This is a genomic window from Acetomicrobium mobile (genome assembly GCF_937920065.1).
Window position 1 is genome coordinate 1 of sequence record NZ_CALETC010000170.1, and the last position, 14,690, is coordinate 14,690.

Annotated in this window: 13 protein-coding genes and 1 other RNA gene; 13 read left to right on the plus strand and 1 reads right to left on the minus strand. The window is 43.0% G+C overall.

Going from position 1 to position 14,690, the window contains the following annotated elements; all coding sequences use genetic code 11:
- Window positions 1-177: 177 nt before the first annotated feature.
- Window positions 178-978: a protein-glutamate O-methyltransferase CheR gene (locus tag Q7P41_RS06265; RefSeq protein WP_303882939.1), complete on the minus strand. Its 801-nt coding sequence runs from the start codon at window positions 976-978 to the stop codon at window positions 178-180.
- Window positions 979-1,077: 99 nt separating this feature from the next.
- On the opposite strand from Q7P41_RS06265, the gene rnpB reads away from it, so the two are divergent.
- From rnpB to Q7P41_RS06330, 13 genes are all read left to right on the plus strand, one after another.
- Window positions 1,078-1,412: RNase P RNA component class A (gene rnpB, locus Q7P41_RS06270), an RNA gene on the plus strand.
- A 121-nt stretch (window positions 1,413-1,533) separates the two neighbouring features.
- Window positions 1,534-1,962: a division/cell wall cluster transcriptional repressor MraZ gene (gene mraZ / locus Q7P41_RS06275; protein ID WP_303882941.1), complete on the plus strand. Its 429-nt coding sequence runs from the start codon at window positions 1,534-1,536 to the stop codon at window positions 1,960-1,962.
- On the plus strand, window positions 1,950-2,855 hold the full coding sequence (gene rsmH, locus Q7P41_RS06280; protein ID WP_303882942.1) for a 16S rRNA (cytosine(1402)-N(4))-methyltransferase RsmH: 906 nt from the start codon (window positions 1,950-1,952) through the stop codon (window positions 2,853-2,855). The genes mraZ and rsmH overlap by 13 nt, the downstream gene beginning before the upstream one ends.
- Before the next feature lie 25 nt (window positions 2,856-2,880).
- Window positions 2,881-3,279, plus strand: a complete 399-nt coding sequence (locus Q7P41_RS06285; RefSeq protein ID WP_303882943.1) for a cell division protein — start codon at window positions 2,881-2,883, stop codon at window positions 3,277-3,279.
- Window positions 3,276-4,937 carry a penicillin-binding protein 2 gene (locus Q7P41_RS06290; RefSeq protein WP_303882944.1) on the plus strand — a complete coding sequence of 554 codons (1,662 nt, stop codon included), beginning with the start codon at window positions 3,276-3,278 and terminating at the stop codon, window positions 4,935-4,937. Before Q7P41_RS06285 ends, Q7P41_RS06290 begins: the two co-directional genes overlap by 4 nt.
- 19 nt (window positions 4,938-4,956) lie before the next feature.
- Complete coding sequence (locus Q7P41_RS06295) at window positions 4,957-6,474, plus strand: UDP-N-acetylmuramoyl-L-alanyl-D-glutamate--2,6-diaminopimelate ligase (RefSeq protein ID WP_303882945.1); 1,518 nt, start codon at window positions 4,957-4,959, stop codon at window positions 6,472-6,474.
- On the plus strand, window positions 6,471-7,883 hold the full coding sequence (gene murF / locus Q7P41_RS06300; RefSeq protein WP_303882946.1) for a UDP-N-acetylmuramoyl-tripeptide--D-alanyl-D-alanine ligase: 1,413 nt from the start codon (window positions 6,471-6,473) through the stop codon (window positions 7,881-7,883). Before Q7P41_RS06295 ends, murF begins: the two co-directional genes overlap by 4 nt.
- Entirely contained in the window at window positions 7,873-8,832 is a 960-nt protein-coding gene (gene mraY / locus Q7P41_RS06305) for a phospho-N-acetylmuramoyl-pentapeptide-transferase (protein WP_303882947.1), read from the plus strand. The genes murF and mraY overlap by 11 nt, the downstream gene beginning before the upstream one ends.
- Before the next feature lie 3 nt (window positions 8,833-8,835).
- The gene (gene murD / locus Q7P41_RS06310; RefSeq protein WP_303882948.1) at window positions 8,836-10,212 is read left to right on the plus strand and encodes a UDP-N-acetylmuramoyl-L-alanine--D-glutamate ligase; all 1,377 of its coding nucleotides are present in this window, start codon (window positions 8,836-8,838) and stop codon (window positions 10,210-10,212) included.
- A gap of 19 nt (window positions 10,213-10,231) precedes the next feature.
- Window positions 10,232-11,305: an FtsW/RodA/SpoVE family cell cycle protein gene (locus tag Q7P41_RS06315; protein ID WP_303882949.1), complete on the plus strand. Its 1,074-nt coding sequence runs from the start codon at window positions 10,232-10,234 to the stop codon at window positions 11,303-11,305.
- A gap of 30 nt (window positions 11,306-11,335) precedes the next feature.
- On the plus strand, window positions 11,336-12,436 hold the full coding sequence (locus Q7P41_RS06320; protein WP_303882950.1) for a UDP-N-acetylglucosamine--N-acetylmuramyl-(pentapeptide) pyrophosphoryl-undecaprenol N-acetylglucosamine transferase: 1,101 nt from the start codon (window positions 11,336-11,338) through the stop codon (window positions 12,434-12,436).
- Window positions 12,429-13,862: a UDP-N-acetylmuramate--L-alanine ligase gene (gene murC / locus Q7P41_RS06325; protein WP_369693144.1), complete on the plus strand. Its 1,434-nt coding sequence runs from the start codon at window positions 12,429-12,431 to the stop codon at window positions 13,860-13,862. The genes Q7P41_RS06320 and murC overlap by 8 nt, the downstream gene beginning before the upstream one ends.
- Window positions 13,863-13,892: 30 nt before the next feature.
- Entirely contained in the window at window positions 13,893-14,678 is a 786-nt protein-coding gene (locus tag Q7P41_RS06330; RefSeq protein WP_303882952.1) for a hypothetical protein, read from the plus strand.
- The last annotated feature ends 12 nt before the right edge of the window (window positions 14,679-14,690 follow it).

Below are 14,690 nucleotides of genomic sequence, written 5' to 3' on the forward strand. Positions count from 1 at the left end.
CAAATAAATATTGCTGTTTCTGTACGTGCATCTAGGCTTAAGGGCAAATAGCATGAACCTTTCCCATGGAATCTGCGATGCTATTGCTAGAGTTCCATGGGAAGGGGTGTTTATATCGGTCAATTTCATTGCGGGGAAAGAAAACAGACAAAGAGTTAATGATTAGGATTTTGCGAACTATACTAACTTTTTGTACAAAAATTGACCAAGGGGCTCTAATCCTAGATCCCGGTAATTGTATATATGTTCAGTAGCACCTACCATCAAAACACCACCGGGTCTTAGAGCCTGAATAAACTTCGGATAAAGTTCTTTTTTCGTTTCTGAGGAAAAGTATATCATGACGTTGCGACATAGTATTAGATCATATAAATTTTGTGGAAATGGCGTACTTAATAAATTAACTATCTTAAATTGCACGCGCCTTTTAATTTCATCTTTTACTCTAATGTGTTCATCCTGAACTTTAGTGAAGTATTTTTCTAACCATTCCTTGGGGACATTTGTAATTTGTCGCTGGTGATAGACTCCTTTCAAAGCTATATTTGTTGCTTCTTCATCTATATCCCAAGCTTCGATAAAAGGAGGGCATAGCAAGTTTAGTTCGCAAGCTAGTATTGCCAAGGAATATGCTTCTTCGCCGGTGGCTGAACCAGCACTCCACATCTTTATTCTTTTACCCCTGTCTTTTATAATGTCTGGCAAAACTTTGTCTCGTAGGGACCGCCATATGGAAGGGTTTCTAAAGAACTCTGAAACGTTAATTGCAAGATAATCAAGGAATTCCTTGCGTTTTTCAGGATCTTTTCTTAGCATCTCATAGTATTCATCATAGTTTGCGCATTTCCAACGCTGCATTAGCATGTGAGCCCGCCTATGTATTTGATATTTATAGGCATCTAAATCAATATCGATCAATGCTCGTATTTTCTTCTTGAATTTCTCGTATCCCTGCATAGGGGAAAATTGTGTTTCCATTCTATACCTCTCTAAACCTCCCTAAATATCTTTCGGACGGCTGGGTTGCATAAAGTCCATGATGATGATATCTTTAAAACAGAATTAGTACAAGATATCCGAGTATTCCAGATGGCCGCGTTCCGCATAGGAATGAGGAAAGTCCGGGCTCCATAGGGCGAAGCGCTGGATAACATCCAGCAGGCGCGAGCCTCGGGAGAGTGCCACAGAAACATACCGCTCCCTTTAGGAGTAAGGGTGAAAAGGTGGGGTAAGAGCCCACCGGTCATCGGGTGACCGATGAGCCAGGCAAACCCCGCTTGGAGCAAGATCAAATAGGGAGGGATGAGGTGGCCCGCCGACCTCCGGGTTGATCGCTTAAGAAAGGGCGCGAGTCCTTTCTTAGAGAAATGGCCATCGTTGTCACAGAACCCGGCTTACGGGATGCTCGAAAGAGTAACATATTAAGCCCCGAGACCTTAAAGTTTTTGAAATTTTTAGGTCTCGGGGCTTGCATTATGGATTGACTTGATGGTAAAGTGGTAGAAAGTGGCATAAAGTGGGATGAAGTGAAAGATGATGATAGGCACCTATGAGCATCGCTTGGACAAGAAAGGGCGTTTAGTATTACCGTCTAAATTCCGGCAAGAGCTCGGAGATGAGCTTGTTGCCTCCGTTGGAGTTGAACAATGCGTCTCTTTGTACTCGAAAGACGGATGGGAGAAGCTGCTCGAGCGATTGCAACGAATGCCTTTCTCACGAAGCAAGGCAAGAGATTTCTTGCGCGTCTTTTTGGCAACTGCACACGAGCTTTCAGTTGATTCCGCTGGCAGGATATTACTTCCGCAGATGCTCAAATCCCATGCTTCTTTAAACTCTGAAGTAAGCGTTATCGGTGTAGGTGATCATTTAGAGATATGGGATCGCGACAAATGGAACGAATACAGGCAAGACATTTTGGCGAACTTTCCTTCCATAGTTGAGGGCGTAGAATGGGAGAAGTAAAACATATTCCCGTGATGTCGGAGGAAATTATAGCTATATTATCGAAAATTGATAATTTGAGCTATGTGATAGATGCAACGGTTGGGTTAGGGGGACATGCTTTCGAGATTCTTTCTTCGTTTCCCAGAGTTAGGCTTTTAGGTATTGATCAAGATGATCAAGCACTAGTTATGGCTGCTCAAAGACTGGAATGTTTTGGAGAAAGAGTTTTGTTACTCAAGTCTAATTTTAAGCATATCGATGAGATCGTAAAAACTTACCTACTAAAAGAAGAGAATGCAGATGCAATTTTGTTTGACTTAGGGGTTTCCTCTTTGCAACTTGACGATGAAGAGAGGGGTTTTTCCTTTAACAAAGAAGGCCCTATCGATATGCGAATGGATAAAGATGCGACAGTAACTGCTTGCGATCTTATTAATAAGTTAACCTATGATGAGTTAGCGAAGATTTTTTATGAGTATGGAGAGGAGCGTTTTTCGCGCCTATTGGCAAGGGCAATTGTGCGTCATCGTGATCGCTACGGCCAAATTTCATCAACGTCAGAGCTGGTTGATATTATTCGTGGTGCCCTGCCGGCGAAAGTTCAAAGGCGCATGGGAAAGCATCCGGCCAGAAGGGTTTTTCAAGCGCTTCGAATTGCCGTGAACGACGAGTTAAATGCGTTAAAAATGGGATTGGAGAAAAGCGCAGGATGCGTGCGAAGCGGAGGCATTATCGTGGTCCTTAGTTATCATTCTTTGGAGGATCGTCTAGTTAAACATACATTTAAACGGTGGGAAACTGATGGCTTAGGAAGTTTATATACAAAAAAACCGATATCGCCGAAGGCGGAAGAAATTAAAAGTAATCCTAGATCCAGGAGTGCTAAGCTGAGAGCATTTGCAAAGTTTTAATCTTGGCAGTGAGGGGGCGAAGAAATTGGCAGCAAGGATGGGGAAAAAGGGGGTGTACTGCTATATCATATTAATTTCCTTGGCTCTCCTCGGGCTTGCTGGACTTCGTTTTTATAGTTTGTATCTTGAGCACGAGTTAATCGTACTAAATCAACAAATCGATGAATTGCAGCAAAAGAATTTGCTCCTATCTCAACGCCTCCTCTCTTTAATGGCGCCCGATCGTGTGGTATATTACGCAAGTGGTAGCTTAGGCATGACAAAAGATTTAGGGATTGACACAACTATCCGAGTCGCTGCTGTATCTCGAGATGAAAAATCGCCGTTCACAGCCTCAATACCTCTGATTACAGAGAAGAGGGGGATCTTAAAATTGCTTAATCCCTTTGCTAGCGCCAGGGAGGAGCGAAAGGATCAATTTTGAGGGAGTCTAAGGGCATTTGGCATATAATTTTTTTAGTTTTCGCTGTCATAACCGCTAGGGTTTTTCAGCTATGCCTTGTTCCCGATTCTAAGGTCGTTTTTTGGTCACAAAGCCAGTACTGGCAACAAATTTTGGCGACATCGTCAAGAGGCGTCGTAGCCGACAGAAATGGCGTTACGCTTACCTTGTCGGTGCCAAGATGGAGTTTGTTCGTTGATCCTGTCTTTTGGGATACGGATCAATTGTCGATTTTGTCAAGATACTTGCCGAAAAACGTAATTGAAAGATTACATAAACCCCTTGCGGGAAGGTTTATTTGGCTGACTCGCAAATTGCCTTTACCCAAGGGAGAAGAAATTTTGTCGTTAAACTTAAAAGGGATTTATGGCGTCAAAGAAATGGAACGTTCCTATCCCTTTGGAAAGTACATGGCTCATTTGCTTGGTTTCGTTGATATAGACGAAAAAGGGCTCGCCGGCGTCGAGAGGCAATGGGATGTTTTTCTGTATACTCCTCCGGAAGTCAGGACCTTAGTAAGAGACGCGGCAGGGAACTATTTTGAAATGGCCTCTACTTTGTCCGACAAAGGGTCAGTTTTTCCTAAGAGCAAAGTAATTCTTACTATCGATTGGAGGCTACAATATATCGTTGACAGCGCCTTGCAAAAAGGTGCTGAGATAAATCAAGCGGAGTGGGGTGCTGCCATGTGTATGGACCCCATGACGGGCGAAATACTGGCGATGTCAAGCTACCCTTCTTTTGATCCGGAGGATAGGGGTACATTTACAGATGAAAGACTTCGCAACAATGTTATAGGAAGAGTATATGAACCTGGTTCTGTTCTCAAGCCCATAATGATGGGCATCGCCATGGATGGTGGATATGTTAATGCAAAAAGCGCCTTCCGCTGTGGTGGGTCTATAAGAATAGCAGATCATGTCATTCGCGAAGTAGGGGGCCGCGCTCACGGATCGCAGGACATTTACAAGATACTTATAAATTCTTGCAATGTAGGAATGGCTCAAGTAGGAATGAAGATGCCCCCGAACTTTACTTATAACGCGTTAAAAGGCTGGGGCTTTGGCATTCCCACAGGCGTAGAATTGCCGGGAGAAGAAGAAGGATTGCTTCCACTCCCATCGCAATGGTGGGGAGTTGTGCCGGCTAATATTTCCTTAGGTCAGGGCATTGCGATTACGCCCATACAGTTAGCTCAAGCTTTTTCGGCAATTGCCAATGGAGGCGTTTTAATCCGTCCTTATGTAACAAGAGAAGTTTTCGATGGAAAAGGTAACAGAGTTTATTGCGGTCAAAGGCGCGAGATTGCACGAGTGCTTTCGTCAAGCACGTCAAAATCACTTCGAACGGCTTTAAGGCGTGCAGTAGTGGAGGGCACTGGCAAGCAAGCAGATGTAGGAGCAGCAAAGGTGGCAGGCAAGACCGGGACGGCGCAGGTGGCGTACAAGGGTCAATATTTAAAAGATGCCCATGTGGCGACCTTTGCGGGTTTTTGGCCTCATGAGAGCCCGCATTATGTTTTGGTCATAGTGATAGGTAATCCACGTTCGAAAGGTTACCTTGCGAGTCTTGTCGCAGCTCCCATTTTCAAATCTATAGTGGAAGAGATTATGACAAGCGGATTTGAGATTAATAACTAGAATGGACAGGTGACGGCTAATGGAAGTATCGCTCAAAAGTCTAGCAGAATTTCTCTTTCAACGACGATGTCTAAAGGAAATAAAAGCTCCGAATTTAGATAGTTTATCACAAAATGTTTCCAACATTTGTATAGATAGCAGGCACGTACAAAGAGGTGCCCTTTTTTGTTGCCTTGATGGCACTAAAAGAAGAGGAATAGAATTTGCTCACGACGCTGAGCAGAATGGTGCTATAGCTGTGCTTGCGACTGAAAGGATTGAAAATCTTAACATACCTCAGTTGATAGTTACAAATGCAAGAGATGCTTGCGGATATGCTTCAGCATACTTTAATGGATTACCGGCGAGCAGGTTGCTCTTGATTGGCGTGACCGGTACCAACGGTAAAAGCACGACAACCTATTTAATTAAAAGTATTTTAGATGCTGGCGAAATGAGGTGCGGTTTAATAGGTACTATTATTTATTATGATGGCGAAAAGGAAGAAGAAGCTGAAAGAACAACTCCACAGGCGCCCTTGATTCAAAACTTGTTAAGCCGGATGGTGAAAAATTGCTGTCATGCTTGCGTTATGGAGGCTTCTTCTCATGGTATCGAGCAGGGGCGCATCGTTGGATGTTTTTACGATAGAGCAATTTTTACAAACTTAACACCAGAGCATCTCGATTATCATGGCGATATGGATAAGTATTTTGCAGCAAAGAAAAAATTGCTTGAAAAATACATGCGCGGGGGCTGGAAAGTATCGACGAATGTTGACGATGTTTATGGCAAGATGATACAAGAAACATTTGAGCCTTATGCCCTAAGTTTTTCGATTCGGCAAAGGAAAAAAGGGAGGTTTTATGGTTCAATAGTTAGTAGCTCTCTTGAGGGCATTGTCATGGACATCGTCTTACCTGATGGGATAACGCTGGCAAACGTTGTCTTACCTTTAATTGGCGAGCATAATGCATATAATGCTTTGGCCGCTTGTAGCACAGCTTGGTCGCTTAATTTTTCGCCAGATGTAATTAGAAGGGGTCTTGAGACGTGTCCTCCTGTGCCGGGAAGGCTCGAAAGATACTTTATAGAGGATGGTTCGATTTGTGTAATAGATTACGCTCATACTCCAGATGCTTTAGAGAAAGCCCTTTCGACAATCAGGCCTTTATGTGGTGGAAAGTTGTGGCTAGTTTTTGGACATGGCGGCGATCGCTTTAGGGAAAATAGACCATTGCTTGGTAGCGTGGCGGCCAGTTTGGCAGATCATATTGTCGTTACCATGGATAATCCCAGAAGCGAAGATCCAGGGGAAATCGCGCTTCAGATAGTGGAGGGCATAAAATCAAGTTCTCGGGATCCGGACTACAAAATAATCATCGATAGAAAAGAAGCTGTACATTTTGCCTTAGATCATGCTCGTGCAAACGACGTGGTCTTGATTACAGGCAAAGGGCCAGAACGTCAGATAATCTTTAAGGATCACGTGGTGGCTTACAGTGATTTTGACGCGTTGAAGGAATGGTGTGATTCAAGGGGGAAGAAGTTTTTATGAGTTTTTTGAAAGATCCTTCTTCAATTACCATAGGAAAGACGTTCAATTGTTCTAGCCTTTGTGGAGCGGATATTTCGCTGCCTATCTCAATAAAAACCGATAGCAGAAATGTAAAGGAAGGCGACATTTTTATTGCTCTGAAGGGAAGCAGGGTGGATGGGCATAATTTCATAGGAGATGCTGTACATCGAGGTGCAAGAGGAATAATCTTAAGGGACGAGGAAGTGCCAAAGTACCTTGCTATTTCGCGTGATCAGGATGTTTCTTTGTTTGGAGTGCCTTCCCCGGAGCACGCGATAGTTGAAGCTGCTGTTAAGTACCTTGTTTGCCTTCCATCGCTGAAGAAAATCATAGCAGTCACCGGAAGCGTCGGAAAGACAACCACTAAAGATGTCATCGGTGCTGTCTTGCGGGGAAAATATAAAGCTCATATATCAAGGGGAAATCATAACACTCTTTTGGGTTGTTCGTTAACGATATTGTCTGCCCCCAGGGATTCGGAGTTTCTCGTGTTAGAGATGGGAGCTAATGCCAAGAGGGAAATTGCAGAGATGGTCAGTTATTTTACGCCCAACATTGCAGTTATAACGTCCATCGATCCAGTTCATCTGGAGGGATTTGGTGATATCAACGGTATACTTCAGGCCAAGTTGGAAATTGTCACTGACTGTTGCGATGTTTTATTAATAAATGGCGATTCTTCGATCTTGAGGGAAGGGCTTGTAGAGCTTCCATATAAGCCTTCAAAAGTAATCAGCGTTGGAAGAAATCCGTCGTGCCCTTTCAGGATTTTAGATACTTCTTTGCGGTGGGACGGTCTAAATTATTCTAGAAGGGTGTCTATAGCTACTCCCCTTGGAGTAAAAGAAGTTGAAAGCAAATTATGGGGAGAGCAAAACGTCAATGCGATGGCCGTAGCTTTGGCCGTTGGCCTAGAGATGGGCGTTGGTTTTGATGAAATAGCCTCAAGCTTGCGTCACATGAAATCTCCGCGGGGTAGGGGCGCTTTGTTGCAAAGCAAAGAAGGTATTTTATTCATCGATGAGTCATATAACGCTAGCCCTGTTTCGGTCAAGGCAGCCATAAATAATTTAAAGGCCATGCCTTGGCGAGGGCGTAAAGTGGCGGTCTTGGGCGGCATGAGGGAATTGGGTGGTTGCGAAAAGCAATTTCATGAAGAAGTCTTAGGAGTCGTTACATCTGTTGCGGATATCACTGTTTTATATGGACAGGAATGGGACGACTTGCACGCTAATTCAACAAAAACTGTTCTTCTGTTTGAAGAAATAGAAGAGGTTAGCAGTTATTTAAAAGACATCCTGCTATCTGGCGACGTCGTTTTAGTTAAAGGTTCAAGATTTTATGAGATGGAGCGCATTTACGATCGGTGGTCCTTAGATGAGTTATAAATATTTGATGCTTTATTTTTGTTTGTTGATGATATTAGGAATCGTTTTGCAAAGGTTATGGATAGAGCTTTTTAGCAGATTTAAATGGGGGGAAACGCCTAAAAGCTACGGACCGAAGCGTCACGTGGTTTTAAAAGCAGGCATACCCACCATGGGTGGGGTCATTTTTATAGCGTTGTCTTTGATTGCTTTAGCATTTGTAAGCAATGATAAGTCAAGTATAATCGACAAGTTCATTTTATGGTGGTTGCCCTTTGGGGGGGCTGCCGTAGGGTTAACGGATGATGTCATAAAGATTGTTAGAAGGTCAAGTGAGGGTTTAACATCAAGACAAAAGTTGCTGGGACAATTTATGGTTGTTTTGCCTTGGGCATGGATTACTGCTAAGGAGGTTCCTTTTTATTTAATTTCAGATTCGTCCTCTGTTTACTTTATTTTGACTTTCGTCCTTCTTTGTTTTTTCGCAGTAGGCTTGTATAATGCATTGAACATAACTGATGGCCTTGACGGGCTTGCAGCAGGAGCCTCAGTAATATCTTTGGTAGCACTTCTTTTCGTTCTAGAAATCGAACCCTGCCGACTGTCCCTAGTTGTCGGCTTAGCGTGTGTTTTATCGTTTTTGTGGTACAATTCCTATCCGGCAAGGGTGTTTATGGGAGATGTGGGAGCGCATTTTATCGCTGGTCTTTTAATGGGTAACGTAGCAATGTCGGGAGATCTTTTGCTGATATTTCCCATATCCTTTATTTTCGGTATTGAAATAGTCTCCGTGATACTTCAGGTGATATCTTTTAAGTGCTTTAGAAAAAGGATCTTCAAGATGAGTCCATTGCATCATCATTTTGAATTATGCGGATGGCCTGAGGAACACATAGTTGTCAGATTCTGGTTGATACACCTTATGGGGATTTCTCTTTTAGGGGCCTTATGGACCTGGCAGGTGATCTAGGGGATGAAGGTTACTGTTGTAGGAAGCGGCATTAGTGGGAAATCCTTGGCATTGATGGCAAAGAGTGCGAATTTTGATGTATTTGTGACGGAGCAAGGAAAGTTAGATGAAAACACTAAAGCCCTGTTTCGCGAAAAGGATATACAATGGGAAGAGGGTGAACACACAAAGGCATTACTCGACTGCGACTTGGTAGTATTAAGCTCAGGGATATCAGATAAAACTCTTCCGGTACAAATGGCCCGCAAAACAGGTACGCCATTGCAAGGCGAGCTGGATTTCATTTACCCCTACTTGTCAGGTAAAATCGTAGGCGTTACTGGCACCAACGGCAAGAGCACTACAGCGGCTTTGATAAACCATTTGTTGTCAAAAATGGGATATAACGTCGCTCTAGCTGGCAATTTTGGCATCCCCTTGGCCGATTTTGCGATGATGCCCCTTGATTTTATTGTAGTAGAGTTAAGTAGCTTCCAACTTCACTGGACAAAGCGCTTTAGTTGTGATGTTGCGATTATTACCAACATCTATCCCGATCACCTCGACTGGCATGGCAGTTTTGAAGCATACGTTAATGCTAAAAGACGCATAATAGAGCTTCTTTCTCCCAAAGGGTGTTTGGTTTACCGCGCACAAGATGAAGAAATCCTACAAGTTCGTGAGGGCAGGGGAGCCCGTTTGTATTGGTCTTTCGAAAAATTCATGCATGATGCAGAAAGAGTGCAAGATGAGCTCATTCTAAACGATTCAGAAGCCCTTTTAAGGACAGAAGGTGGACATATAAGGCTTTTCCCACTCAAGTCGCTATCCTTATTCGGGTACCATAACGTTGAAAATGCTGCTATGGCCATGGCTGCAATATATTATCTCGGGTGTGAAGTGGAAAGAGCACGCGAATTTCTCCCTGATTTTAAGAACCTTCCTCATCGTTGTGAAAAGGTGGGCGAAAAAGATGGGGTAGTATTTATAGATGATTCAAAGGGAACAAACGTGGCTTCAAGCGTTACTGCCATTGCCTCGATTCCGGGTGTCAAAGTGGTGATACTGGGAGGTAGGGGAAAGGGAGAGAAATATGATAAACTTGCTGGGGCGATAAAAAAACATGTACGGGCAGCGGTATTGTTGGGTGAAGAAAAAGAGGTCATAGCAAAAAGCTTGAGAAGCGCAGGCTTTAGTAATTTTTATTTGGCGGCTTCAATGAAAGAGGCAGTCTATAAAGCCTTTGAAATGGCTTGTCCAGGGGATATAGTCCTGCTTTCCCCGGCTTGCACTAGTTGGGATATGTATAGAAACTATCACGAGAGGGGAAAAGATTTTCAAGAAATCGTAAAAAATTTAATTGAGGCTTGTGTAGTAAAAAATGGACGAGAGAGTAACTGAAACCCCAAGATGTGAAAATATGTACTCTTTTGATATGTTGTTGTTAGTGGTCCCTCTGGTTTTATCGATATTTGGGATCATAATGATCATTTCTGCCTCTGGTTACTTTTCTTTAAAATTCTTTGGTTCGCCATGGACATACGGAATAAAGCAAATAAAGTGGTTATTGATTTCTTTGGTTGGCATGGCAATAACATACTCTATCCCGACTAAGCTGTGGAGGAGCTGCTCTGGCCTTTTATGGATTATCGCTATAGCTCTCACATTTGCCACGATAATTCCTTTTTTGGGCATGTCGGTAAGTGGATCGTCCAGGTGGATAAGGCTGGGTCCTTTTTCGTTTCAACCCTCGGAGATGCTGATATTTTCAGTAGTTATTCATCTATCTGATATTATTTCTAGAGAAGGGGGGAGTTCTGAAAAAGCCTTTGTCCGCACAATCGGAATTTTAATGATAAGCACTATTCCGCTTCTTCTTCAGCCAGATATAGGTTCTGCTTTAATCCTTCTGATTTTGGGATTCGGGATTTTTATAGCGAAGTATGGATGGAAATACCCTTTGTTTTTGGCTTTTATAGCCGCAGTGCCGATAATTGTTTTAACATTTAGTGCCGCCTATAGATTAAGACGTTTAAAGGCATGGCTTGATCCTTGGCAAGACCCCTTAAACGAAGGATTTCAGATCATTCAGGGATTAATTGCCTTTGCGAACGGTGGCTTCTGGGGGGTTGGACTTGGGAGGAGCTTGCAAAAACTTCAATATTTACCGGCTGCTCACACCGATTTCATTTTTGCTATATGTGCTGAGGAGCTTGGTGTCATAGGCTCGCTATTGGTGATTGGTGGTTTTGCCTTAATGACAAGGAGGATTTATCTTCTTTGGCGCGATGCGGATGAAGAATATTTAAGATTTTTAGTCCTAGGTCTTTGGCTTTCTATTTTGATACCCTTCTTTATCAACGCTGGTGGAGTGACCACCTTGATTCCTCTTACGGGGAAGGCGATGCCTTTTATGAGTTATGGTGGTAGTGCTCTTTCTGCGACATGGGTGAAGATTGGTTTGCTATTGCGTTGTTCAGCCGATGTTAAGTAGTAATAATAATTAAGGAGCGCTTTTGGATAAATGAGCAATACATTGAAAATCATGTTTGTTGCTGGTGGTACAGGAGGACACATATTGCCAGCTGTCTCATTAGGTGATTGGATAAGGGAAAATAATTTACCTGCTGAAGTCGGTTATCTTTGTGGAAGCAGAGAACTAGAGCGCAAAATTTACAAAGCTTTGCACGTGGATCACGCAATATTGCCCTTATCAGGTTCTCCCTTTGGAGTGAAGGGGGTGCGCTCTATTTTGCGTTGGAAAGAATTTATCTTTTCTTTGGTAAAAGCACATAAGTTAATCAAGGAATTCAAACCTAATGTAATCGTTCTTTTTGGTGGTTACTTATCGGTTCCCTTTGCTTTGCTATCTTTTCTAAATGTCCCCATGATCGCACATGAGCAAAATGCCATTGCTGGAAAAGCTACACGATTGTGCTCGAAACGAAGGATTCCAATCATTACGGGTTGGAATGAATGTCTTTATTTAGATAAAAAAAGTTTTATGCCCGTTGGTGTTCCCGTGCGAAGAATAAACCTTATGGACAGACAAAAAGCCTGGGAATTGCTTGGAGGCAAGGGTATAGTTCCGTCTAAGATATTTGCATTGGTGATGGGAGGCTCAATTGGGGGCAAGCCGCTAATGCAAACTATTACTGAAGTTGCAAAGCACGATTCTTTAAAAGATCACATTTTCATGTTGGTTGGAACTAACGAAAAGAGCGGTTTGCAGTGGCTTTCGAGCAACGTCGTAGCTATCCCTCCCTCCTGGGATTTATCGGCTCATTTTTCATTGGCTCACTATGCTGTTACGAGGTGCGGGGCATCGACACTATCGGAACTTATCTGCTATGATGTACCGGGTGTATTGATACCTTGGGAAGGAGCTTCAGACGATCATCAGTTAGCAAATGCCAAACTCTTCTTGCGCTCAGGAAAGGGTAGAATATGGCGCGAGAACGAAAATATCGAGCTTTTGGAAGCTGCTCTTTTAGAGGTATCCGATATGCGCAAGCTTTGTAATAATGGTGGGTGTGATATTAAAAGAAACGATATATGTGCCCGTTTCTGGAATGCGATATTGTCTTTTTCTACGAAAGGGGAGGGCTCTATTGAATGTGCTTAGGAAATCGATGATTTTCGGGGACAATACAAGATCTCTTCATTTAATGGGGGTTGGAGGCGCCGGCATGAGCGGATTGGCTCACTTGCTTAAAGGGCTGGGCTATGAAGTATCCGGTTGTGATGTTGCAAGGACGAATTATGTATCCAATTTAGAGAAACTTGGCATAAAAGTTTTAAGCGGCCACTGTGCATCCCACATTGATATTTTTAAACCAGATTTGTTAATTTACAGCAGTGCGATTGCGTGGAACAACATCGAGCTTGATTACGCAAGAAAAGCTGGCGTATGCGTAGCCAGAAGGGGCGATATTTTAAGCGCTTTGTTTAATCAGTTAAAAGGCATCGGTGTAGCAGGGGCTCATGGCAAAACCACTACCTCGTCCATGATTGCGACCGTGTTGGATGCTGCAGGTCTCGATCCGACCGTGGCGATAGGAGGAGAGGTGTCTGATATAGGAGGCAATGCGAGGTTGGGCCAGGGAGCATATATGGTATCGGAATTGGACGAAAGCGATGGTTCCTTTGAATTGTTTGCCTGCCATATACCGGTAATTACAAATATAGACTGGGATCATGTCAATTTCTATCCCACTTTTCAATCCGTTCAAGACGCCTTTATTCGCTTTTTATCGAATCGAAAAAGTGATGGGAAAATTGTGATATGCGGGGAAGATATTGGATGTCAGGCTGTGTCAAAGCTTTTTTCTCCCTTTTGTGTTACCTATGGTTGGGGGAAACGATGGGATTGGGGCGCTATCGATGTAAAACATAGACCGGGTGGGGGCGTTTTGTTTACCGCTGTAAAAGAAGGTAATGAAATGGGTAGCGTCAAGCTTAGAGTCTCAGGTGAACATAACGTCCTGAACGCCTTGGCTGCCTGTGCTGTTGGAGATTTGCTAAACATAGACTTTGGTACGATCCAAAAAGCACTTTATAATTTTAAGGGAACTAAAAGAAGATTGCAGTGTCTAGGGGCAAGTAACGATATATATATCTACGATGACTATGGACATCATCCAAGAGAAATTCGCGCTACTTTAGATGCTATGCGCAATATATTTCCGTCACGCAGGTTAATCGTGATATTTCAACCCCACAGATACACGCGCACAAAAGCCATGTACAGAAAGTTTGCTGAGGCTTTGATGAATGCTGATATAGTGTATATTCTACCTGTATATCCGGCTGACGAGAAACTAGAGGAATGTATTAGTTCAGATCTAATAACAAACTGCCTGATTAATGATTACGCTCATGAGTATTGCCTTACCGTTGCCGAGGAAGAGGTCGTCTCCAAGGTCGTTGAAGATTTGCTACCTGGGGACGTTCTTTTGACGTTGGGAGCAGGTGACGTTGATGTGTTTGGGAGTCAAATATTAAACGTGATTATCTCGAATTTCAATAAGCAAGAAACAGCATCCATGTGATGGTGGACGCTGTATGATGGACGTGATATATTGAGTAAAGTTTGGACAGCCAAGATGAGGATAATATCCCTCTTAATGGTGATGTCCGTTGCTTGTGGTTTTTTTTATGGCGTTGAAGAGAAACTTTATCTTTTTAGACTGAGAAATATAGATGTTGTTCCGGAAAACGTCTTGATAGAGAAAGAAACAGCCAGCTTGATAAGTAGATCATCTGCTAGATTTTGGCCTTTACTTTTTATAGGCTACCCGTCATGGAAGATGGAGATGGAGAAGAAATACCCGGTTCGCTTCTTAATTAGAGTTGATGGATGGGGAGAAGTGGTGATTGAATGGCTTTGTCTGCAACCAATCTTTATCGTTAATTGGCATAACGAAAGATGGTTTATTACTTCCAACGGCATGACGTGGCATGAGAGCAACCCTTTGTGGAGTGAAGCCAATCCGGATGTCCACAATTTACTGACTTTAAAATGGCATAATTCCATGCCTCCCTTAGTGCCGGATGAAGCAAATCCCAATGGAGTACGCCAAAGCATTTTCCCGGTAGTACGTACGATTGAACTCGTTGAAGCAATACGAAAAACGCCATGGATTCAAAAAATAAAGGCCTTAGAGTTGATAAAAATAGCAGGAGAATTAGCCGTTATGGTTGAGGTTGCATCCTTGGATAAAGATGTTAGTATATTATTTGAATTTTCTGAAAGCAAGTGGAACGATTTGGCGCCGGCAATGGAAACAATCGTTAAATCTTCGGATGCAAAGGCTTTATACCTTGATGCAACATATAAAGACAAAATCGTCATTAGAAACAAGTAAGCCTCTTATTGA